This is a genomic window from Bradyrhizobium guangxiense (assembly GCF_004114915.1).
Taxonomy (GTDB): Bacteria; Pseudomonadota; Alphaproteobacteria; order Rhizobiales; family Xanthobacteraceae; genus Bradyrhizobium; species Bradyrhizobium guangxiense.
This window is the reverse complement of sequence record NZ_CP022219.1, coordinates 5,965,340-5,987,824: the sequence shown is the minus strand read 5'-3', so window position 1 is coordinate 5,987,824 and position 22,485 is coordinate 5,965,340. Positions and strand designations below refer to the sequence as shown.

The 22,485-nt window shown below is 64.8% G+C and carries 21 protein-coding genes; 11 read left to right on the top strand and 10 right to left on the bottom strand.

Features of this window, described 5'->3' with window-relative positions:
- Positions 1 to 99 precede the first annotated feature (99 nt).
- From X268_RS28705 to X268_RS28690, 4 genes are all read right to left on the bottom strand, one after another.
- Positions 100 to 561: a DUF3237 domain-containing protein gene (locus X268_RS28705; protein ID WP_128928049.1), complete on the bottom strand. Its 462-nt coding sequence runs from the start codon at positions 559 to 561 to the stop codon at positions 100 to 102.
- A 12-nt stretch (positions 562 to 573) separates the two neighbouring features.
- On the bottom strand, positions 574 to 1,893 hold the full coding sequence (locus X268_RS28700) for a TRAP transporter large permease (protein ID WP_128928048.1): 1,320 nt from the start codon (positions 1,891 to 1,893) through the stop codon (positions 574 to 576).
- A gap of 2 nt (positions 1,894 to 1,895) precedes the next feature.
- Positions 1,896 to 2,405, bottom strand: coding sequence for a TRAP transporter small permease (locus tag X268_RS28695; RefSeq protein WP_128928047.1), 510 nt, complete (start codon positions 2,403 to 2,405; stop codon positions 1,896 to 1,898).
- Between the two features lie 219 nt (positions 2,406 to 2,624).
- Positions 2,625 to 3,641 (bottom strand): TRAP transporter substrate-binding protein, encoded by a 1,017-nt coding sequence (locus X268_RS28690; protein WP_128928046.1) that lies wholly within the window; start codon positions 3,639 to 3,641, stop codon positions 2,625 to 2,627.
- A 264-nt stretch (positions 3,642 to 3,905) separates the two neighbouring features.
- Here X268_RS28690 and pobA point away from each other — a divergent pair, with 264 nt between their 5' ends.
- Positions 3,906 to 5,075, top strand: coding sequence for a 4-hydroxybenzoate 3-monooxygenase (pobA, locus tag X268_RS28685; protein ID WP_128928045.1), 1,170 nt, complete (start codon positions 3,906 to 3,908; stop codon positions 5,073 to 5,075).
- 228 nt (positions 5,076 to 5,303) lie between these two features.
- Complete coding sequence (locus X268_RS28680; RefSeq protein ID WP_128928044.1) at positions 5,304 to 5,723, top strand: PaaI family thioesterase; 420 nt, start codon at positions 5,304 to 5,306, stop codon at positions 5,721 to 5,723.
- 36 nt (positions 5,724 to 5,759) lie between these two features.
- On the opposite strand, the gene X268_RS28675 is transcribed toward X268_RS28680, so the two are convergent.
- A complete protein-coding gene (locus X268_RS28675) occupies positions 5,760 to 6,644 on the bottom strand; it encodes a LysR family transcriptional regulator (protein WP_128928042.1) in 885 nt (294 codons plus the stop codon).
- Between the two features lie 121 nt (positions 6,645 to 6,765).
- On the opposite strand from X268_RS28675, the gene X268_RS28670 reads away from it, so the two are divergent.
- Positions 6,766 to 7,389 carry a pyridoxamine 5'-phosphate oxidase family protein gene (locus X268_RS28670; RefSeq protein ID WP_128928040.1) on the top strand — a complete coding sequence of 208 codons (624 nt, stop codon included), beginning with the start codon at positions 6,766 to 6,768 and terminating at the stop codon, positions 7,387 to 7,389.
- 412 nt (positions 7,390 to 7,801) lie between these two features.
- On the opposite strand, the gene X268_RS28665 is transcribed toward X268_RS28670, so the two are convergent.
- Genes X268_RS28665 through X268_RS28655 form a run of 3 tightly spaced genes read right to left on the bottom strand, consistent with a single transcriptional unit; the run spans position 7,802 to position 11,345 of the window.
- Positions 7,802 to 8,533: an ABC transporter ATP-binding protein gene (locus X268_RS28665; protein WP_128928039.1), complete on the bottom strand. Its 732-nt coding sequence runs from the start codon at positions 8,531 to 8,533 to the stop codon at positions 7,802 to 7,804.
- Positions 8,530 to 10,299: a branched-chain amino acid ABC transporter ATP-binding protein/permease gene (locus X268_RS28660; RefSeq protein WP_128928037.1), complete on the bottom strand. Its 1,770-nt coding sequence runs from the start codon at positions 10,297 to 10,299 to the stop codon at positions 8,530 to 8,532. Before X268_RS28660 ends, X268_RS28665 begins: the two co-directional genes overlap by 4 nt.
- Positions 10,300 to 10,304: 5 nt before the next feature.
- Positions 10,305 to 11,345 carry a branched-chain amino acid ABC transporter permease gene (locus X268_RS28655; RefSeq protein WP_164937973.1) on the bottom strand — a complete coding sequence of 347 codons (1,041 nt, stop codon included), beginning with the start codon at positions 11,343 to 11,345 and terminating at the stop codon, positions 10,305 to 10,307.
- A gap of 176 nt (positions 11,346 to 11,521) precedes the next feature.
- Between X268_RS28655 and X268_RS28650 the strand changes: the two genes are divergently transcribed.
- From X268_RS28650 to X268_RS28615, 8 genes are all read left to right on the top strand, one after another.
- The gene (locus X268_RS28650; protein ID WP_128928036.1) at positions 11,522 to 12,043 is read left to right on the top strand and encodes a MarR family winged helix-turn-helix transcriptional regulator; all 522 of its coding nucleotides are present in this window, start codon (positions 11,522 to 11,524) and stop codon (positions 12,041 to 12,043) included.
- 257 nt (positions 12,044 to 12,300) lie between these two features.
- Entirely contained in the window at positions 12,301 to 12,570 is a 270-nt protein-coding gene (locus X268_RS28645) for a helix-turn-helix domain-containing protein (RefSeq protein WP_128928035.1), read from the top strand.
- Between the two features lie 40 nt (positions 12,571 to 12,610).
- Positions 12,611 to 14,611 carry a hydrogenase 4 subunit B gene (gene hyfB, locus X268_RS28640; protein WP_128928033.1) on the top strand — a complete coding sequence of 667 codons (2,001 nt, stop codon included), beginning with the start codon at positions 12,611 to 12,613 and terminating at the stop codon, positions 14,609 to 14,611.
- Entirely contained in the window at positions 14,608 to 15,564 is a 957-nt protein-coding gene (locus X268_RS28635) for a respiratory chain complex I subunit 1 family protein (protein ID WP_128928032.1), read from the top strand. Before hyfB ends, X268_RS28635 begins: the two co-directional genes overlap by 4 nt.
- Positions 15,565 to 15,567: 3 nt before the next feature.
- Entirely contained in the window at positions 15,568 to 16,230 is a 663-nt protein-coding gene (locus X268_RS28630; RefSeq protein ID WP_128928031.1) for a hydrogenase-4 component E, read from the top strand.
- The gene (locus X268_RS28625; RefSeq protein WP_128928030.1) at positions 16,227 to 17,666 is read left to right on the top strand and encodes a hydrogenase 4 subunit F; all 1,440 of its coding nucleotides are present in this window, start codon (positions 16,227 to 16,229) and stop codon (positions 17,664 to 17,666) included. Before X268_RS28630 ends, X268_RS28625 begins: the two co-directional genes overlap by 4 nt.
- A 3-nt stretch (positions 17,667 to 17,669) precedes the next feature.
- Positions 17,670 to 19,184 (top strand): hydrogenase large subunit, encoded by a 1,515-nt coding sequence (locus X268_RS28620; RefSeq protein ID WP_128928029.1) that lies wholly within the window; start codon positions 17,670 to 17,672, stop codon positions 19,182 to 19,184.
- A 3-nt stretch (positions 19,185 to 19,187) separates the two neighbouring features.
- Positions 19,188 to 19,712, top strand: a complete 525-nt coding sequence (locus X268_RS28615) for an NADH-quinone oxidoreductase subunit B family protein (protein ID WP_128928028.1) — start codon at positions 19,188 to 19,190, stop codon at positions 19,710 to 19,712.
- A 33-nt stretch (positions 19,713 to 19,745) separates the two neighbouring features.
- On the opposite strand, the gene X268_RS28610 is transcribed toward X268_RS28615, so the two are convergent.
- Positions 19,746 to 21,029, bottom strand: coding sequence for a glycerate kinase type-2 family protein (locus X268_RS28610; RefSeq protein WP_128928027.1), 1,284 nt, complete (start codon positions 21,027 to 21,029; stop codon positions 19,746 to 19,748).
- Between the two features lie 205 nt (positions 21,030 to 21,234).
- The gene (locus X268_RS28605) at positions 21,235 to 22,464 is read right to left on the bottom strand and encodes an ABC transporter substrate-binding protein (RefSeq protein WP_128928026.1); all 1,230 of its coding nucleotides are present in this window, start codon (positions 22,462 to 22,464) and stop codon (positions 21,235 to 21,237) included.
- Positions 22,465 to 22,485: the final 21 nt, after the last annotated feature.

Sequence of the window (22,485 nt, the reverse complement as noted above, 5' to 3'; positions counted from 1 at the left end):
GCGGGCGCCTCGCGTCGGAAAAAATGGGTTGTGGAGCTCAACTACAATAACATTCCCCGTCATTGCTTCGCTACGCACGCAATGACGAGGTCGCGGCCCTCACATCACCTGATGCACGTCGATCACCACCCGGTCCGCGTGCCGCGCGGCCGAGCCGACAAAAAGGTGCTCCATCAGCCAGCGATACTTCGCGTGCCCGGTCTCGAACCGCGGTACGGTGCGGAAATAGATCAGCTTGGGATCGACCGGCTCGCCGCGCTTGAGCTTCTGCAGCAGCTCGACGGGCCCGAAGCGCATGCCCTTGTTCTCGACATAGACCACGGCGCCGTCGCCGGTCTCGAAGGCGTACCTCGCTTCGAGATCGATCAGCTCGTTGGGACGGATGGTCTGGAAGTCGGCGCCGAACGGCAGCACCTTGCCGGAGATCGCGCCCTGCACGTCACCGCCGATGATCGGAATGATGCGGCGCACGCCGATGCCGGTCTCGCCGGCGGTGACGACGTCGCCGATGCGGGCAGTGATGGTGAAGACGTGCTTTGTTTCCAACGTCGGCGTGGTCATCGCTTCACCTCGTCAATTCGCCATCATACGGGTCGGCAACCAGGTCGCCAGCAGCGGGAAGGCGATCAGGATCACGAGACGGATCAGGTCCGTGACCACGAACGGGATCACGCCCTTGAAGATGGTGGAGAAGGAGACGTCCTTCACCACGCTCTTGATGACGAAGACGTTCATGCCGACCGGCGGGGGGATCAGGCCGAGCTCGACGGGCATCACGATGATGACGCCGAACCAGATCGGATCGAAGCCGAGATGCGTGATGACGGGGAAGATGATCGGCACGGTGAGGATGATCATCGCCATGGCGTCCATCAGGCAGCCGAGCACCAGATACATCACCATGATAAGCGCCAGCACGCCGTAGCTGCCGAGGCCGAGGCCGGTGAGGAATTCCGTCACCTTCTGCGGCGTCTGCGTCACCGTGAGGAAATAGCCGAAGATCAGCGCGCCGATTAGCACGGTGAAGACGGCGGCCGCGGTGCGCGTCGCCTGCAGCAGCGAGGCCAGGATCTTCTCGCGGTCGAGGCGGCCCGTCAGCACGCCGATGATGAACGCGCCGGCGGCGCCGACGCCGCCGGCTTCGGTCGGAGTGAAGCGCGGCAGGAACGGCAGGCCGTAGAGCCCGCCGATCACGAACACGAACAGCAGCACCGGCGCCCAGATCTCCTTCAATCCGGCAAAGCGCTCGCGCCACGGCGTCACCTTGCCTTTGGGCAGGAAGTCGGGGCGGAAATAGCCGATCAGGAAGATCGTGATCATGTACATCGACATCGCCAGCAGGCCCGGGATGATGCCGGCGATGAAGAGCTTTCCGATGTCCTGCTCGGTGATGATGCCGTAGACTGCGAGCACGGTGGAGGGCGGCAGCATCGCGCCCAGCGTGCCGCCCGCCGCGATCACGCCGGTGGCAAAGGACTGCGGATAGCCGAAGCGGCGCATCTCCGGGTAGGCGACGGCGGAGAAGGTCGCGGCGGTCGCGCCCGACGAGCCGCAGATCGCGGCAAAGCCGCCGCAGGCGCCGACGGTGGCGATGCCGAGGCCGCCGCGCAAATGGCCGACGAAACCGTTGGCGGCGCGGAACAGCTCGCGGCTCATGCCGGAGTTAGACACGAACGAGCCCATCAGCAGGAACATCGGGATGACGCCGAACGTGTAGTCGGTCACCGTGCGCATCGAGGTCTGGCCGACCAGCTTCAGCGCCGCGTTGCCGTTGACGAGATAGGCGAAGCCGGAGACGCCGACGAGACCCATGGCCATGCCGACGGGCACGCGTAGCAGCATCAGGAGAAATAACGAAACGAAGCCGATTAAGGCGACGGCATCGGTGCTCATGATTACTCCGTCGCCTTCAATTTGGGATCGTGCATGTCTTCGGGATGGAATATCAGCCGGTAGGTGCGGATCGCGATCAGCAGCACGGCGGAGACGTCGCCGATCCAGGCGATCGCGAAGAACGGCCAGGTCGGCATGTGCATGTCGAAGGTCTGGACGTTGTCGTTGTAGGTGCCGCGCACCTTGTCGAACAAAGTCCAGGTCTGCACCGTCACCACGAACAGCAGCACCAGGGTCGCGAACACGTCGATCCAGCGCTGATAACGCGGTCCGACATTGCCCCAGACGAGATCCACCGTGATATGGGTGCCGCGATAGGAGGTCGCCGCAATGCCCCAGAAGATGAGGATGCCGAGCAGCATGCGGCCGATGTCGAAGCTGTCGGGGATCGAGTAGTTCAGCGTGTTGCGCAGCAGCACCGACAGGAAGATGTCGAGCGCGACGATGCCGACGAAGCCGGCCGCGATCCATTCGATGGAATCGATGATGCGGTCCATCCAGGAGCGCTTCATGGGAGTGTCCTATCGCGTGAGGTCATTCGTTTGAGCCAGATGTCGCCGCGCGCTTCGCCTCTCCCCGCGTGCGGGGAGAGGCCGCAACGCATCGGAGATGCGGTGCGGGTGAGGGGGACTCTCCGCGAGTCCATCTGTCGCCATCTTTGCGGAAGCAGCCCCTCACCCCAACCCTCTCCCCGTAAGAACGGGGAGAGGGGGAGAGAGCTCGCCATCGCGTCACTCCGCCAGCGCGTTGTACTTCTTCAGCGACGCCTTGAGCTCGGTCAGCGCCGCGTCCGGATCGGCGCCGGCCTTCTTGGCGCCGTCGGCCCAGGTCCTCACCAGCGGCTCGGCGGCCTTCTTCCAGGCGGCGGTCTGCTCGGCCGTCAGCTTGTAGACGTCGTGGCCGGATTCGGCCTTCACCTTGTCGATGCCGGCGTCCTCGAACTTGCCCCAGTGCTCGCCGACCGCGCCCGCCATCTCGACCGAGCAGTTCTTGTCGATCGCGGCCTTCTGCTTGTCGGACATCGCATTGTACTTGTCCTTGTTGATCACGAACACGAAGGTCGTGGTGTAGAGCGGCGCCTCCATGTCGTATTTGGTCACCTTGTCGATGCCGAACAGCACCAGGGAACCCCAGGGGAAGGTGACGCCGTCGGCGACGCCGCGCTCGATGATGTCGCGCACCTCCGGTGCCGAGGACTGCACGTTGGTGCCGCCGAGGGCGGTGACGAAGTTCGCCATGGTGGCGTGTGCCGGGCGGATCTTCATGCCCTTTACGTCCTCGGGGTTGACGATCTTCTTGGTCTTGGAATGGAAGGAGGAGGGCGAGTGGACGAAGGCGAGGCAGTATTTGACGTCCTTCATCTCCTTCTCGGCATATTTGCGATACCAGGCGTCCAGCCCCATCGAGCCGCCCTTGGCGTCCGAGATCAGGAACGGCAGCTCGCCGGCGCCGACGATCGGGAAGCGGCCGGGCTGATAGCCGGGATTGACGTAGGTGACGTCGGCAATGCCGTCGCGCGCCATGTCGTAATGGTCGAACGCCTTGCCGAGCTGCTGGGCTGGAAACACCTTGCCTTTGATGGTGCCGCCGGAATCCTTCTCGACCGCCGCAGCCCAGTCCTCCAGCGACTTCTGCAGTGGATGCGAGGCCGGCACCCAGTGCGAGATCTTCAAATCGAAGGTCTTGTCCTGCGCAAACGCAGGCGTCACGCTTGCTGCCAGCAGCAACGCCAGACAGGCTTTCCTCATCACGTCTCTCCCTGTTGTCGACGGCGGGCTTTCGATGGCCCGGTCTCATTAATTAACATGTTATCTAAATGGCGGACGTGTTCAAGTCGGAACTGGCACGCAGCTCTGTCGCATCCTCACCGTCAGCCTTGGCATGGATTCGTCGCCCTTCGCAGCGACCAGCGCTCCCCTTTTGCCCAACCGTTATATGGTATAATTATCCTGCGCGTCTTGACGCGACAAGCGGGTCGCGACGAAAGCCTACAGGATCGGGAGGAGCAAGTATTGCGGACAAAGGTCGCAATCATCGGGGCCGGGCCGGCCGGATTGTTGCTTGGGCAATTGCTGCACGCTTATGGCATCGACAATGTCATTCTGGAGCGGCAGAGCGCGGATTATGTGCTCGGCCGTATCCGCGCCGGCCTTCTGGAGGAGGGAACCGTCGCACTGCTCGACCAGATCGGCGCAGCGACCCGGGCACATGCCGAAGGCCTGGTGCACGAAGGCATTGAGCTCGCTTTTTCCGGCCGCCGTCACCGCATCGACATGAAGGGCGCGACCGGCAAGACGGTCATGATCTATGGCCAGACCGAGGTCACGCTCGACCTGATGAATGCGCGCAAGGCCGCGGGCCTCGTCTCGGTCTACGAGGCCAAGGACGTCAAGCCGCACGACTTCGACGGCAGTCACCCGCGCGTAACTTACGTCAAGGATGGCGTTACCCACGCGATCGACTGCGACTTCATCGCCGGCTGCGACGGTTTCCACGGCGTCAGCCGCGCCGGCGTGCCGGCCTCGGCGATCGAGGAGTTCGAGCGGGTCTATCCGTTCGGCTGGCTCGGCATCTTGTCGGATCCCCCGCCGGTGAGCCACGAGCTGATCTACTCCAACCATGCCCGCGGCTTTGCGCTCTGCACCATGCGCTCGACCAGGCGCAGCCGCTACTACGTGCAGTGCTCGCTGGATGACAATGTCGAGCAATGGCCCGACGACCGCTTCTGGGACGAGCTGAAGCGCCGGCTCGATCAGGAGGCCGCCGACAGCCTCGTCACGGGTCCCTCGATCGAGAAGAGCATCGCGCCCCTGCGCAGCTTCGTCGCCGAGCCGATGCGCTTCGGCAGGATGTTCCTGTGCGGCGACGCCGCCCACATCGTGCCGCCGACCGGCGCCAAGGGCCTGAACCTCGCCGCCAGCGACGCGCATTATCTGTCGAGCGCGCTGCGGGAATTCTACGATGAGAAATCAAGCGCCGGCATCGATGCCTATTCGACCAAGGCGCTGGCGCGCGTCTGGAAAGCCGTGCGCTTCTCCTGGTGGATGACCTCGATGTTGCACAAATTCCCCGACACCGGCACGATCGGCGCGCGCATCCAGCTCGCCGAGCTCGACTACGTCACGCAGTCGCAGGCGGCGATGACGTCGCTGTCGGAGAATTATGTGGGGCTGCCGTTTTAATGTAACAGTGCCGTAGGGCGGGCAAAGGCGCAAAGCGCCGTGCCCACGATTCTCCTATCATCGCGAAAGCTCGTGGGCACGCTTCGCTTTGCTCACCCTACCTTATCTGTGCCTTGCGACACCATCCATTTCAAACACCCGCGCAAATCCCGTTTAAAACTTTGTAGGCGGTGAAACTGTCATCCACATCGCGTTCAATGGCGGCAGCCAACGACACGCGAGACAGCCATGACCTCCACCGACATCCCCATTGGCTTGGAGCCGCTCTTTCGCAAGAGCCCTCTCAGCGAGCCCTGGGAGCCACTCTATGCGAAGAAGACCGACAAGGCCGTCATCATCGGCCTGCGGCTGGCGAAGCCGCACACCAACGGTCGCGGCCTGATCCATGGCGGCCTCATCACCGCGCTTGCCGACAACGCCATGGGCTATAGCTGTGCGCAGGCGACGGGCTGGACCATTTCGTTCGTGACGGTCTCGCTCTCGGTCGATTTCGTCGGCTCCGCCGAGATCGGCCAGTGGTGTTCGATCGAGAGCGACGTGATCAAGACCGGCAAGACGATCTGTTTCGCGCAGTGCCTGGTGAAAGCCGATGATGCAGTGATCGCGCGCGCGAGCGGCACGTTTCGCGTGGTGCCGAAGAAGGGGTAGCTGTCGTTCCTGGGGACCGCCCCGGAATGACGATCCTCACCCAAACCGCCACTCCGCCGTCTCCACCACGAGATCGATGAACGCGCGCACCTTGGCCGAGAGCAGGCGCGAGGTCGGATAGACGATGTGGATCGGCAGCGCCGGCTGCTCATATTTTGCCAGGACGATCTTCAGCCGTCCGCGCTTCAGCCCGTCCGCGGCCTGATAGGCCAGCACCCTTGTCACGCCGCCGCCGGCCTCGGCATATTGCAGCGCCGCGTCGGCGCTGTTGCTGCTGAAGCGCGGGACCGTGGCCACCTCGACCTCGCGGCCGTCCTGCACGAAATGCCAGCTGGCGGACGGCCCGAACTGGATGGTCTGGTGCTCGCGCAGCGCCTCCGGCATCTTCGGCTCGCCATGGCGCTTGAGATAGCCGGGCGAGGCCACCACGATCCGTCGCATCTCGCCGACCTGGCGCGCCACCAGCGAGGAATCGGCGAGGTGACCGATCCGCACCGCGGCGTCGACGGCATCCTCCACGAGGTTGACGAGATGGTCGGACAGCCGCAATTCGCAGGCCACCTCGGAATAGCGCTTGAGATAGGCGGTCATGACCGGGCCGACATGCAGGCGGCCGAAGCCGACCGGCGCCGACACCACCAGCCGTCCGCTCGGCCGGTTGCGCTCCTCCCGCGCGGAGCCGTCGGCCTCCTCGACATCGGCGAGGATGCGCCGCGCACGCTCGAGGTACCGCGTGCCGACGTCGGTCAACCTCACCTGCCGCGTGGTTCGCTGCAGCAGCCGCGCGCCGAGATGCTCCTCCAGCGCCGCGATCAACCGCGTCACCGCCGAGGGCGACAGCTGCAGCTTGCGCGCCGCCGGCGCGAAGCCGCGCAGGTCGGCAACGGTGACGAAGACGTGCATGGCGTCGAGGCGGTCCATGGGCATTATTGCATATACCGCAATGATGAAGTGTCAAGCAGGCAGATTGTTTTGGCGCGCGGAAGGTCCATTTCTGTCGGCGAAGACGCAGCGATGCGCCGGAATTTCAGGAGGCGTTCCGATGACAGCAGTCCGCACCTATGCCAGCGACGTCGCGTTCTCGCCGGCGGTGAAGGCGATCCAGGCCCGCAAGGGCTCACGTGAGGCCTATGCGCGGAGCGAGCAGCGCGGCTGGCGCACCGAGGTCGATGACAACCTCGCGGCTTTTCTGGCCGATGCCAACAGCTTCTATTTCGCCACCGCCGCGGCCGACGGCCAGCCCTATATCCAGCACCGCGGCGGCCCGAAGGGCTTCCTCAAGGTGCTGGACAAGCAGACCCTGGCTTTCGCCGACTATGCCGGCAACCAGCAGTTCATCACGCAAGGCAACCTATCGGAGAATCCCAAGGCCTATATCTTCGTGATGGACTACGCCCATCGCCGCCGGGTGAAGATCTGGGGTGAAGCGCGAATCGTCGAGGACGACGAGGCGCTGACGACCTCGCTGATGCCGAAGGGCTACCGTGCGCGGCCGGAGCAGGTAGTCCTGTTCAAGATCGCGGCATGGGACACCAACTGCCCGCAGCACATTCCGCAGAAGTTCGACGCGGCAGATGTCGCAGCCGCGCTGGCGGCAAGGGACGCGCGGATTGCGGAGCTGGAGGCGGAGGTCGCGGCGTTGAAGGGCGAGAAGGCGGTGGGTTGAGCTTCGTAGGTCGCTGCTCGCTTACCCTCCCCCGGAGGGCAGGGCTATCGCATATGGCTCTTTGCGCGAGCTGAGCGCGCGCCTCGTCCTTCGAGACGACCGCTTCGCGGTCTCCTCAGGATGAGGCTAAGCGATATCGGAGGCCGTTGAAACGAGCGAAATGCCCTCAGTCCTCATCCTGAGGGCCCGCCAACGGCGGGCGTCTCGAAGGATGGCCACGGGCGACATCACTCCCATATGCGATTGCCCTGCCCTGGAGGGGGAGGGTCGATCGCGCGCAGCGCGAGCGGGGTGGGGTGATCTCTCCACTCGGGAACTGTTGGATGTGGAGAGACCGTCACCCCACCCCGTCTCACATTACGCTTCGCTCCATGTGAGCAGACCCTCCCACTCCAGGGGAGGGTAAGAAAGATCAAATCGCGCTCGCGCCTTCGTGCTGGAAGCCGAGATAGCTCGCCGCCACCCGCTCGTTCGCCGCGATGTCGCTGGCCTTGCCGCTGAGCACGAACTCGCCGAGCTCCATCACATAGGCCTGGTCCGCGATCTTCAGCGCGGCCTGCGCGTTCTGTTCGACCAGCAGCACGGAGACGCCGCTGGCACGCAGCGCGGTGACGATGCGGAAAATGTCGGCGACGATGATCGGAGCGAGACCGAGGCTCGGCTCGTCCAGCATCAGCAGTTTCGGCTCACCCATCAGCGCGCGGCCCATGGCGAGCATCTGCTGCTCGCCGCCGGAGAGCGTGCCGGCGAGCTGCTTGCGCCGCTCCTTCAGCCGCGGAAACAGCGCATAGACGCGCTCGATCGAGGCCTTCGCCCTGCTGCGCTCGATGCGGAAGGCACCCAGCTCGAGATTGTCCTCGACATTCATGGTCACGAACAATTCGCGGTGCTCGGGGACGAGGCCGAGCCCCATCGCGACGCGGTCCTCGATATCGAGCCGGGCGAGATCCTGCCCGGCAAAGGCGACGCGGCCCTTCAGCGGCAATATGCCCATGATGGCGGACAGCAGCGTGGTCTTGCCGGCGCCGTTGGCGCCGACGATGGTGACGATCTCATTCGCGCCGACCTCGAGCGAGACCGAGCGCACCGCCTCGACCTTGCCATAGGCGACGTGGGCGCCGGTGACGGACAAGAGCGCGCTCATGCCGCCACTCCGAGATAGGCCTTGATCACTTCGGGATTGGTCTTGATCGTGGCGGGGGGGCCCTCCGCGATCTTGGTGCCGAAATCGAGCACCACGATGCGGTCGGCGAGGTTCATGACGAAGCCCATGTCGTGCTCGACCAGAAGGACGGACATGCCGCCGTCGCGCAGCTCACGCAGCAGTGTCGCGAGCCGCTGCTTCTCCATGTGGCGCAGGCCCGCGGCCGGCTCGTCGAGCAGCAGCAGCATCGGGTCGACGCAGAGGGCGCGTGCGATCTCGACGATGCGTTGCTGGCCGAGCGAGAGCGAGCCTGCGAGCTGGTGCATCTGCTCGGCGAGGCCGACGCGCTCGATCTGGCGCGCGGCTTCTGCCAGCAGCTTGGCCTCGTCGCCGCGGTCGAGCCTCAGCATCGAGGAGATCGGCCCGGCATGGCCGCGCAAATGCGCGCCGATCGCGACGTTCTCCAGCACGGTCATGTCCGGCACCAGCTTCACATGCTGGAAGGTCCGGCTGATGCCGAGCTTGACGATCTCCTGCGGCGGCGCCTTGTCGACCTTCTTGCCCAGCACCGAGACCGAGCCTGACGTCGCCGACAGCACGCCGGTGATCAAGTTGAAGGTCGTGCTCTTGCCGGCGCCGTTGGGGCCGATCAGCGCGACGATCTCGCGGGCCTGGACGTCGAAGGAGACGTTGTTGACCGCAACCACGCCGCCGAACTGCTTTCGCGCCTTTTCGACCTGCAGCAGGGTGCTGCCCTTGCCGGGCGCGCGCGGGCGCTGCTCGAGCTTCAGGGAAGTGTCGGGCTTCTTGCCACTGGCGCGCTCGGGCAGGAAGGAGATCAGCCAGGGCCAGAGGCCGCCCGGCGCAAGCTGCAGCAGCGCGACCAGCATGATGCCGAACACGATGGTCTCGACCTGTCCGGAGCCGGGCAGGATCAGCGGCAGGTAGCTTTGCAGCACCTCCTTCAGCACCACGACGATTGCCGCGCCCAGGACGCCGCCCCAGACATAGCCGGCACCGCCGACCACCGCGATGAAGAGATATTCGATGCCGGCCTGTGCGCCGAACGGCGTCGGGTTCACCGCGCGCTGGAGATGCGCATAGAGCCATCCCGACAGGCCGGCGAGCACGGCGGCGTGGATGAACACCAGCAGCTTGGCGCGCGGCGTGTGCACGCCGAACGCTTCCGCCGCGACATGGCCGCGGCGCAGCGCGCGGATGGCACGGCCGGTGCGGGAATCCAAGAGGTTCATCGTCAGCAGCGCCGAGAGGATCACGGCGACCCAGATCGCGTAATAGATCGAGCCGGGCGAGAGCATCTTGAACGCGCCGATCGACAGCGGCGGGATCGCCGAGATGCCGTCGTTTCTCCCGAGGAATTCCAGCTTGCTGAACAGATAGAACAGCCCCAGCCCCCAGGCGAGCGTGCCGAGCGGCAGATAATGGCCGGAGAGGCGGACGGTGATCAGGCCGAGCAGCACCGCCAGCGATCCGCTGACCACAAGCGAAAGCGGCAGCGTCAGCCAGGGCGACAGGCCATAGGCGGTCGACAGCACCGCGGTGGTGTAGGCGCCGAAGCCGACGAAGGCTGCCTGTCCGAACGACGTCAGGCCGCCGACGCCGGTCAGCAGCACGAGCCCCATTGCGACGAGGGCGGCGAGGCCGATATTGTCGAGCAGCACGATCCAGAATGGCGGCATGCCGGGGAGATGCGGGATCGCCGCCATGACGAGCGCAAAGACGAGGATGGGAAGCCGGCTCTGCATCGGGCTCAGTCCTTCTCTTCCTCGACCGCGGGCGCGGCGAGCGAGCGCAGCAGCAGCACGGGGATCAGCAGCATGAAGACGATCACCTCCTTGTAGTTCGAGGCATAGAAGGATGAGAACGCCTCGACGATGCCGACCACCAGCGCCGCGACCGCGGTGAGGGGATAGCTGACGAGGCCGCCGATGATCGCAGCGACAAAGCCCTTCAGGCCGATCAGGAAGCCCGAGTCATAATAGAGCGTCGTGATCGGCACGATCATGATGCCCGACAGCGCGCCGATGACGGAGGCCAGCAGGAAGGCGATCTGCCCCGACAGCGTGGTGCGGATGCCGGCAAGCCGTGCCCCCAGCCGGTTCACGGCGGTCGCGCGCAGCGCCTTGCCATAGAGCGTCAGGCCGAAGAACAGCCACAGCCCGACGATGAAGGCGACGGTGATGGCATAGACGGTGATGCTCTGGCCGGTGAAGCGCAGCGCGCCGGCGGTGAAGGCGCCGGACAGCACGGCAGGTCCGCGCTGGCCTTCGGCGCCGAAGAACAGAAGACCGAGACCTTGCAGCGCAAGGTGGACGCCCACCGACGCGATCAGCAGCACCAGCACCGAGGTGTGCGCCAGCGGCTGGAACGCGATCCGGTAGAGATAGAGGCCGATCATCGCCACGATCACCAGCGACAGCGCGATGCAGATGGCGACCGGCGGCTTCTGGGCGGCGAAGTACAGGGTCAGTGCCAGCACGATGGCGGGCAGCACGATGTTGGCGATGACGCTGCGCACCACCAGCCGCGCATGCAGGGCCTTGCGGGCCTCGAACAGGTCGAAGGCGAAGGCGCCGATGCCGAGCGCGAGCGCGAGCTTTGCCGTGCCCGGCATCTGGCCCGCGGCCAGCGAGGCATAGGTCAGCGCGCCGTAGGTGACGAATTCGCCCTGGGGAATGAGGATGACGCGGGTGACGGCGAATACCAGCACCAGCGCGAGGCCGAGCAGCGCGTAGATCGCGCCATTGGTGATGCCGTCCTGCACCAGGAACAGCATGATGGTGGTATTCAAGACCGGACGCTCCCCCTAAAGATTACGAACCGGTCCCCTCGATTGCGGTGGACGGTCCGCTCACAGCCATTGAAAAACGCATGCGATATTTGATATGGTCCATAACAATTATCAAATATAACTTCAAGGGCAGGAACGACCCGTCCCAAACTTAGCGGGATTACGAGCACGAGGCGATGACCGTTTCCAAGACCGCTGAAAAGTCCTCCGAAAAGTCGGCCGACGCGGCCAAGGGCCGCAAGGACGCAAGCGAGCCGCAGGCGGAAGCCCTCCAGCTCGGCGAGCTCTCCGAGCAGCTCGGCTATGTCCTGAAGCGCGCGCAGCTCAAGGTGTTCGAGAACTTCCTGCGCTGCATGACCTCGCTCCAGCTGACGCCGGCCCAGTTCTCCGTGCTGCTGCTGGTCGAGAAGAATCCCGGCCGTAACCAGACCGAGATTGCCTCCACCCTTGGCATCCTGCGCCCGAACTTCGTCGCGATGCTCGACAATCTCGAGAGCCGCGATCTCTGCGCCCGGATCCGCTCCACCAACGACCGCCGCTCGCACATCCTGGTGCTGACCGACAAGGGCAAGGCCGTGCTGGCCCGCGCCAAGAAGCTTGTTGCCACCAAGCACGAGGCCCGGCTCAACGATCTGCTCGGCCAGGCCAACCGCGAAGCCCTGATCGGGATGCTCGCGAAGATCGCCAACGAGTTTTGACGGACTTTCATTCCCGCATGCGCGCGAGCGCACCCTGGAATCTCACGCCGTATTCATGCGGTTGTCAGGATCGGGCCCGCACGCCCCCAGAATGACGCTGGGACGGGCCCGGCGATGGTGGCGGGGGATGGAGCGTGAGCGCGGAGCCGTCGAACGGGAATGATGCGTTGCATCTATAAGATGATGCTTGAAACGTCATTTTGTGCGCTCTAAGCTTGGTAAATCAAGCGCTATAACTGCCACGGACAGTCTGCCCCGTGATCACCGCCGCGCAGCTTCGAGCAGCCCGTGCCTTGCTCAGGATCGACCAGCGCGAGCTCGCGCAGCGCTGTTCGCTGTCGCTGCCGACGATACAGCGCATGGAAGCCTCCGAAGGGGTGATCCGCGGCAATGTTGATTCCCTGGTGAAGCTGGTCGAGGCGCTGTCGGTTGCCGGCATCGAGCTGATCGCCGAGGGGGCCGTGTCGAGCGCCGGAGGGCGTGGTGTGCGGCTGAAGTCTCCACCCTCGAGCGCAGGCGGCCAATAGCGATGATGACGCGCGCGCAAATCATGATCCAGGAGGGGTTATGATCGCCGTGGCGCTATGGTCAGTGGCGGCTCTGCTGGTGCTGGCGCCTGCGGGAATCGTGCTATCGACGCACCCGCGCGGCTCGGTCATCCTTTACGGCGGATGCTTGATCGCCACATCGACGCTATGTGTCACGGCGCTGTCGGATCTGCTCTATTTCCCTCATCTGACGCCGAGCGCGACACTGCCGATCGGCCTGCCCTGGCTCGGTGCCCATTTCCGGCTCGATGCGCTGTCCGCCTTCTTCCTCATCGTCGTCAATCTCGGCGGCGCCGCCGCAAGTCTGTTCGCGCTCGGCTATGGCCGGCACGAGGACTCCCCCGGCCGCGTGCTGCCGTTCTATCCTGCCTATCTCGCGGGGATGAACGTCATCGTGCTGGCAAACGATGCTTTCAGCTTCCTGGTCGCCTGGGAATTCATGTCGCTGACCTCCTGGGCGATGGTGGTGTCGCATCACCGCGAGGCCGAGAATGTCCGCGCCGGCTATGTCTATCTCTTGATGGCAAGTTTCGGCACGCTGGCGCTGCTGCTCGCCTTCGGCTTGCTCGCGAGCGGCGCTGGTTACGATTTCGATGCCATCCGAGCCTCGCATCCTTCCGCGGCGCTGAGCGGCGCGGTGATGATCCTCGTGCTGCTGGGCGCCGGCTCCAAGGCTGGCCTGGTGCCGCTACACGCTTGGCTGCCGCTCGCCCATCCCGCCGCGCCCAGCCACGTCTCTGGCCTCATGAGCGGCGTCATGACCAAGGTCGCCGTCTACGGCTTCGTGCGCATCGTCTTTGATCTTCTGCCCGAACCGGTATGGTGGTGGAGCATGGTGATGCTGCTGGTCGGCGGTCCGTCGGCGACGCTGGGCGTGCTCTATGCGCTGATGCAGCGCGATATCAAGCGCGTGCTCGCCTATTCAACGATCGAGAATATCGGCATCATCTTCACCGGCCTCGGGCTGGCGCTGGCCTTCAAGGCGGAAGGGCTCGACTGGGTGGCGGCGCTCGCTTTCACCGCGGCGATGCTGCATGTCTTCAATCATGCGCTGTTCAAGAGCCTGTTGTTCTTCGGCGCCGGCGCGGTGCTGGGGGCAACCGGCGAGCGCGACATGGAGAAGCTCGGCGGACTGATCCATCGCATGCCGAAGACGGCGTTCGCGTTACTGGTCGGCTGCGTCGCAATCTCGGCATTGCCGCCATTCAACGGCTTCGTTTCGGAATGGCTGACCTTCCAGGCAATCCTGCTCTCACCGCAGCTGCCCTCCTGGGGCCTCAAGCTGGTCATTCCGGCGGTCGGCGGTTTGCTGGCGCTCGCGGCGGCCTTTGCCGCGGCCTGCTTCGTCAAGCTCTATGGCATCAGCTTCCTTGGTCGGCCACGTTCGGATGTCGCGGCGTCAGCACATGAGACCGACCACTTCTCCCTGACGGCGATGCTCGTGCTTGCCGCCCTCTGCCTCGTTGCCGGCATCCTGCCGGGGTTGTTCATCGATGCACTGGCGCCGGTGAGCAAGGATATGGTCGGCAGCATGATGCCGCATCAGGTCGGATTGCAGTGGCTTACCATCGTGCCGATCGCGGAAAGCCGCAGCTCCTATAACGGCCTTCTGGTGTTCCTGTTCGCGGCCCTCTGCGGCACGGCGGCGGCGACAGCCATTCATCGTTTCGCCTCCGATCGCCTGCGCCGCGCGCCGGCCTGGGATTGCGGTTATCCCGATCCGAACCCAGCGATCCAATACTCAGCCTCCAGCTTCTCGCAGCCGATCCGCCGCGTGTTCGGCAGCGTCGTCTTTGCCGCACGCGAGATCGGCGAGATGCCGCCGCCGTCCTCGCCGGCTCCTGCGCGGCTCCAGGTCGAAGTGCACGATCTGATCTGGGATGTGCTGTACGCGCCGATTGCGAAGCTCATCGGCTTTGCGACGGACCGCATCAATATCCTGCAGTTCCTCACCATCCGTCGCTACCTGACGCTCGTCTTCGTCGCCCTGGTCGTGCTGCTGCTGGTGGTGGCACTATGACCGCGCTGAGCGACATCCTCTCCCAGGGCGCCCAGATGTCGCTGGTGCTGGGGGGCGCGCCGCTGCTGACGGGTTTCGTGCGGAAGGTGAAAGCTCGGCTGCTGCGCCGTCGCGGGCCGCCGCTGCTCCAGCCCTATCGCGACCTCATCCGCCTGATGCGCAAGGATGTCGTGCTCGCGGACAACGCATCCTGGCTGTTCCGCGTCATTCCCTATCTGATTTTCGCGGGCACCTGGGTCGCCGCCTCGCTGGTGCCGACTTTCGGCAATGGCCTGTTGTTCTCCTGGACCGCTGATCTCATCGCCATCATTGCGCTGCTCGGCAGCGCCCGTTTCTTCCAGGCGCTCGCCGGCATGGATGTCGGCACCGCCTTCGGCGGCATCGGCTCCAGCCGCGAGGGCATGATCGCCTCTCTCGCCGAGCCCGCGATGCTGATCACAGTGTTCTCGGTCGCGATGATCGCGGGCTCGACGCAGCTCTCCAACGTCGCCGAGTTCATGGGCTCTGACGCGGTCGGCCTGCGTGTGTCCCTGGGCATGGCGTTTGTGGCGTTGACCATCGTGGCGCTGGCGGAGAATGCCCGTATCCCGGTCGATAACCCCGCCACCCATCTCGAGCTCACCATGGTGCATGAGGCCATGGTGCTGGAATATTCTGGGCGGCATCTCGCGCTGATCGACCTGTCGTCGCAGCTCAAGCTCCTGCTCTATGTCTCGCTGATCGCCTGCGTGTTCCTGCCATGGGGCACGGCGACTGCGGACGCGGGCGCCGGGAGGCTCGCCTTCGGCGCGCTGCTCTATTTCGGCAAGCTGACGGTACTCGGCTTCCTGCTCGCCGTGTTCGAGACGTCGATCGCCAAGATGCGCGTGTTCAGGATTCCGGAGTTCTTGGGCGCGGCGCTGATGCTGGCGTTGCTTGCCACCCTGTTGCGCTTCGTGTCGGGGAGCCTCTGAGAGATGAGCAGCCTGCAATTCGACATCGCCCATCTGCTCGCCGGCTCCCTCGTGCTGGCGAGCTTCATGATGCTCTATCAGGATCGGCTCTATGCGCTACTCAACGTCTATGCGCTCCATGCCGGCGTGCTGGCGCTGTCGGTAGCCTGGCAGGCCTATGTGCAGCATGCGCCGCATCTCTATGTCACGGCGCTGATCGCGCTGGTGTTCAAGGCCATCATCATCCCGGTGGCGCTGCACCGGATCATCAAGCGGCTCGGCATCCACCGCGAGATCGAGAACGTGATCGGCATCGGGCTGACCATGATGGCCGGCATCGGCCTCGTCGCGCTGTCGATGGTGGTGATGCTGCGGGTGACGCCGAGCGCCGATGCGCTGGCGCGCGAGGACCTTGCCTTCGCGCTGTCGGTGGTGCTGCTGGGGCTCCTGATCATGGTTACGCGACGCAACGCCGTGAGCCAGGTCGTCGGATTCATGTCGTTGGAGAACGGGCTGGTGCTGGCGGCAACCGGCGCCAAGGGTATGCCGCTGGTGGTCGAGATCAGCGTCGCCTTCTCGGTGCTGATCGCCTTCATCGTGATCGGCGTCTTCCTGTTCCGCATCCGCGAGCGTTTTGACAGCGTGGACGTGCAGGAGCTCGATCGCTTTCGCGGAGAGCGGCGATGAGCATCGACGCGCTCAGCGCCATCCTGCTGATCCCGGCCCTCTCGGCGGCGGTGCTGGCAATTCTGCCCGGCTACCGACTGACGGCGAAGCTGAACGTAGCGGCATCGCTCGCGACCTTCCTCACCTCGCTCTCGCTGTTCGTGGTCGAACCGGTATCGGGGCAGTATCTGCTGATGGACGATCTCAACAAGGTCTTCATCGTATTGACCACCTTCGTCAGCCTCACCACATCGGTGTTCAGCGCGAGTTACATCCAGCATGAGATCGAGACCGGGCGCCTGACGCCGGCGTTCCTGCGCTTCTATCACGCGATGTATCAGACGCTGATGTTCGCGATGAACCTCGCGCTCGTCGCCAACAATATCGGCCTGATGTGGGTCGCGGTCGAGGTGGCGACGCTGACGACCGTTCTGATGGTCGGCATCTATCGCACCCATGAGGCGCTGGAGGCAGCTTGGAAATATTTCATCCTCGGCAGCGTCGGTATCGCGCTCGCGCTGTTCGGCACGATCCTGGTCTATATGGCGGCGCGCCCGGTGGTGGGTGAGGGACTTGACGGCATGGTGTGGACGGTGCTGGTGAAGCACGCCGCAAAGTTCGACCCGGCGTTGCTCAACGTCGCCTTTGCCTTCCTCCTGCTTGGCTACGGCACCAAGGTCGGTCTCGCACCGCTGCATGCTTGGCTTCCGGATGCGCATGCCGAAGGCCCGACGCCGATCTCGGCGGTGCTGTCCGGGCTGTTGCTCAATGTCGCACTCTATGCGCTCCTGCGCTTCAAGATGATGCTCGCGGTCAACTCCGCGGCGATCGCACCAGGTCCGCTGATGGTGACCATGGGCCTGATCTCGGTGATCTTCGCCGCGCTGATGCTGTACCGTCGCCGCGACATCAAGCGGATGTTCGCCTATTCCTCGATCGAGCATATGGGCATCATCGTCTTCGCCTTCGGCATGGGCGGGCCGCTCGCGAATTTCGCAGGGCTGTTGCATATGACCATGCATTCACTGACCAAATCGGCGATCTTCTTCGCGGTCGGCCATATCGCACAGGTCAAGGGCACACAGAAGATCGCCGATATCAGCGGGCTCACGGTGACCAATCCGGCGCTCGGCTGGGGCCTGATGCTCGGCGTCATCGCCATCGTCGGGCTGCCGCCGCTCGGCATCTTCATGAGCGAGTTTCTCGTGGTGAGCTCGACTTTCGCCCGCGCGCCCTGGCTGACGGTCATCCTGGTGCTCGGCATCATCATCGCGCTCGGCGGGCTCTTGTTGCGGATCGGCGCGGTGATGTTCGGCGAGCCCAAAGGCAGGACCGCGCCCGCGGAAGCCTCCTACGTGCCGATGTTCACGCACCTCGGATTGGTGCTGATGGCCGGCATCTATCTGCCGCCGGTGCTGGTCACCGGCTTCCAGAACGTCGCGAAGCTCCTGGGGTAAGCCATGGGCATCCTCGACAGCATCTCCCATGTTCATACGGCGTCGTCGCATCGGCCCTGGCCGCGCGCGGTCGTGACGGAGGCGGGCTGGCAGGCGGCGATCGACCGACTGGTCGAGGGACGCCTTACGCTGCTTGGCTTCTGGGGCGAGCCGACCGCGGTGCATATGGCGATGCTCGATGGAGGCTCGGCGGAGATCGCCGTCGTGACCTACGCGTGTACGGCCGGCACGTTTCCAAGCGTCGCCAGCCGTCATCCGCCGGCGCTTCGGCTGGAGCGCACCATTCACGATCTGTTCGGGCTTGTTCCAGCCGCCGCCGACGATCTGCGGCCATGGCTCGATCACGGCGCCTGGGGCAAATCCTATCCGCTCTCGGACCGCAATGCATCGCGCGACGTGCGGCCATACCAGTTCCTGCCGGCCGAGGGCGAGGCGTTGCACCAGGTGGCGGTCGGCCCCGTCCATGCCGGGATCATCGAACCCGGCCATTTCCGCTTCACCGCCAATGGCGAGCATGTGGTGCGGCTGGAGCAGTGGCTCGGCTACACCCACAAGGGCATCGAGCAGCTGATGCAGGGCGCGAGCCTCGAAGCTGCGGCAAAACTCGCCAACCGCATCTCCGGCGACAGCGCCGTCGCCTATGCCTTCGCCTTTGCGAGTGCCGTGGAAGCGGCGCTGCAGATCGAGGCGCCTCGGCAAGCGACGCTGCTGCGGGCGCTGATGGCGGAACTGGAGCGCCTGGCCAACCATCTGGGCGACATCGGGGCCATCTGCAACGACGCTTCGTTCGCGCTGATGCATGCCCAGACCGGCATCTTGCGTGAGCGCTGCTTGCGCGCCGCGAATGTCGCGTTCGGCCATCGCCTGATGATGGACGTCATCGTGCCCGGTGGCGTGGCGCGTGACATCGCGCCGGACGGCGTTGCTGCGCTACGCGCGCTGCTCGCGGAGCTACGAAAGGTCTTTCCGCGCTTGATCGAGCTCTATGACAACACGGCGTCCTTGCAGGACCGCACCGTCACCACGGGCATCGTGAAGGCGGAATATGTGCGCCAGTTTGGCGCCGGCGGTTATGTCGGCCGCGCCTCGGGCCGCAATTTCGACGCGCGGCGGGCCATGGCCTACCCGCCTTACGATGCCTTGTCGTTCGAGGTGCCGGTACTAGAGGCCGGTGACGTGAACGCGCGGGTCTGGATCCGAATCCGCGAGGTCGAGCAGAGCGCCGGACTGATCGAGCAGATCCTCGATCAACTTGGGCCGGGAGGGTTCGAAACCGCGCTGCCTGCCGGGACCGGCCACGGTGCCTGTGAGGGCATGGCGCTCATCGAGGCCTTCCGCGGCGACGTTCTGGTGTGGCTGCGGCTCGATGGCGAGTTGCGGGGCGAACGCTGCCACCTGCGCGACGCGTCGTGGTTTCAGTGGCCGCTGCTGGAAACCGCGATCGAGGGCAACATCATTGCCGACTTTCCGCTCTGCAATAAGTCGTTCAATTGTTCATATTCGGGCGCGGACCTCTAAGCCATGCGCAAGACCCTGCTCGAAAGCCTCACCCATGGTTCGCTGACGGAGCCCGCGCCGGCGCCGGACGAGGCGGCGCTGTCGGAGCTTGCAGCGAAAGTCGACCGCGCTGCCCAGGCCAGGCTCGGACGTTCTCTCGCCATTCGCGAGGTCGATGCCGGGTCCTGCAACGGCTGCGAACTGGAGATCCACGCCCTGTCCAACGCGTTCTACGACATCGAACGTTTCGGCCTGCGCTTCGTCGCCTCGCCGCGCCACGCCGACGTCCTGCTGGTCACGGGTCCGGTGACGAAGAATATGCGGCAGGCGCTCGAGCGGACCTACAACGCGACGCCCGATCCGAAATGGGTCGTCGCAGTCGGCGGCTGTGCGATCGATGGCGGCATTTTCAGAGGCAGCTACGCCTGCGTTGGCGGCGTGTCCGAAGCCATTCCGGTGGATTTGCACATCAAGGGCTGCCCGCCGTCGCCGACGGACTTGTTGAAGGGTCTGCTCGCGCTGCTGGAGCACGTCGGCTGCAAGCGGTAGGCCGCAGCCGCATATTCCGTCACTGCGCGCTTCTCAATCCACCAAGATCACCCTGATATCGTTCACGTTGGTCAGCGTCGGGCCCGGCAGCAGCAGGTCGCCGGTCGCCTCGAAGAACGCTGTGGCGTCGTTGTTGTCCAGATATGCCTGCGGCTGCAGCCCTTGCGCCTTCATCTTTGCGAACGTCGCCGCATCGATCAGCGCGCCGGCGGGATCGGTGGGGTTGCCGGCGCCGCCGTCGGCACCGTCGGTGTCGCCGGCCAGCGCCGAGATGCCGGCCGTGTCCTTCAATAGCGATGTCAGCGCGAGCGCGTATTCCTGGTTGGGACCGCCGCGGCCATTGCCGCGCACGGTGACCGTGAGCTCGCCGCCGGAAAGGATTGCGAGGTGCTTGCCTTGCGCACGCGCCTGCAGTGCCAGCCTGGCGTGATCGGCGGCGACCTCGCGCGCCTCGCCCTCGAGGTCGGCGCCGAGATCGATTGCCTCGTAGCCGGCCTGGCGCGCGAGCTGCACTGCGGCGTCGAGCGACTGCTTGGGCCGCGCGATCAATTCGAAATGCGCGCGGGCGAAGGCAGCATCACCGGGCTTGCAGCTTTCATTATTGGGGTCGTCGAGCGCGCGGCGGACCGTGTCGTCGATGTCGAGCCTGTACTTCGCGACGATCGCGCGTGCGTCGGTCAGCGTGGTCGGATCGGGCACGGTGGGGCCGGAGGCGATCGCGGAAGGATCGTCATGCGGCACGTCCGAGATCGCGAGCGTCACGATCTCGGCGGCATTCTTGCCGGCGCGTGCCAGCCGGCCGCCCTTGATCCGTGAGAGGTGCTTGCGCACGACGTTCATCTCGCCGATCGGCGCGCCCGAGCGCAGCAGCGCCTTGTTGACCGCCTGCTTCTGCGCAAAGCTGATGCCATCCACCGGCGCGATCCAGTTGGCCGAGCCGCCGCCGGTGAGCAGCACCAGCAGCAGATCGTCCGGGCCGGCTTCGGCTGCGAGCGCGAGCGTGTCGGCGGCGCCCTTGAGGCCGGCCTCATCGGGCACGGGATGACCGGCCTCGACCACGCGGATGCGGCGCGTCGGCACGCCGTAGCCGTGGCGCGTGGTGGCGATGCCGACGAGGCGTTCCGGGGCGAGCCCCAGCGTGTCGAGATAGTGCCGCTCGGCCGCCGCGGCCATGGCGCCTGCGCCCTTGCCGGCCGCCAGGCAGATCACGCGCCCTTTGGGCGCCGGCCGCAGGTGCGGCGCCAGAATCGTGTTGGGATGGGCGGCGGCGACGGCGGCGTCGTAGAGCGCGCGGAGCAGGGGGCGTCGATCGGTCATGACGATGGCCTTGGGCAAACTCTTGAGCAGACTAGAGCGACGGCGAGGGCGTCGCCATTCCCCCTGCCTAGCGCATCGGGCGCAAAAGGGTAAGCAGGCTTTACCATCATTCGATTGTGCAATCGCGTGATGATAATCGGCGCACGGCAAAGCCCCCTGCGATCATCTCGCAGGGGGCTTGTTATCGCCGCATTGTCCGTTTGGGCTAGCCGCCGGCGTCGGCGCTGATGACGTCGCCGAACAGCTCCCAGCGCTCGCCCTTGAACTTCTCGAGGCGCAACTGGCTGATCGGCGCAAAGTCGTTCGGCCCGGTGTTGATCTGGATGCCCGGCAGCAGCGCCTCGGTGCGGAAGTTCTTCAGGCTGGCGGCCTGCTTCATGATGTTCTCGCGCGTGAGATTATCGCCGCACTGCTTCAGCACCTGCACCAGCGTCTGCGCCACGGCGTAGCCGACGATGGTGCCCTTGTCGAGCTTGTCGCCTTCGGGGAAATACTTGGTCATGAAGGCGAGGAATTCCTTCATGCCGGGATCGTCCTTCCATTCGGGATCGGAGACGTCCTTCAGATAGTCCGCCGAGATGATGTCCTGGCCGTTCTCGAATCCGGCGGGCTTCATCACGCTGCCGACCGAGGCCGAGACGTTGTTGAGGAAGTGCAGCGGCTTCCAGCCGATCTCGGCGTTCTTCTTGATCGCTTGCGCCGCGAATTTCGGCGTCGTGATGTTCATGAAGACGTCGGCGCCGGTCGATTTCAGCTTGACGATGTGGTTGTCGATGGTCGGCTCGGAGGTCTCATAGCTCTCCTCGATCACGATCATCGACGCGGCCTTGGCGCCGAGGCCGTCCTTCAGGCCCTTCAGATAATCCTTGCCGTAATCGTCGTTCTGGTAAAGCACGGCGATCTTGGCGTCCGGCTTGTTCTTGAGCAGCCACTTCGCATAGATCTGCGTCTCGCTCTGGTAGTTCGGCTGCCAACCCATGGTCCATGGGAAGTTCTGCGGATCGTTCCATTTGGTGGCGCCGGTGGCGACGAACAGCTGCGGCACCTTCTTCGAGTTCATGTATTTCTGGATCGCCGAGTTCGGCGGCGTGCCGAGCGAGTTGAAGATGAACAGCACCTCGTCGCTCTCGACCAGCTTGCGCGCCTGCTCCACCGTCTTGGGGGGCGAGTAGGCGTCGTCATAGGAAACGAAATTGATCTTGCGACCGTTGATGCCGCCCTCTTCGTTGATCTTCTTGAAATAGGCGGCTTCGGTCCGCCCGATGATGCCGTAGGCGGAGGCCGGTCCGCTGTAGGGCATGATGTTGCCGATCTTGATCTCGGTATCGGTCGCGCCGGTATCGTATTTCTTCTGGGCCGATGCAATCGAGGTCGAGGCCGCAATGAGCGCGAGCGCCAGTGACGCGGCCGCAAGCTTGCCGGTGACAGCGGGCATTCCAATCTCCCTAATTTTTCT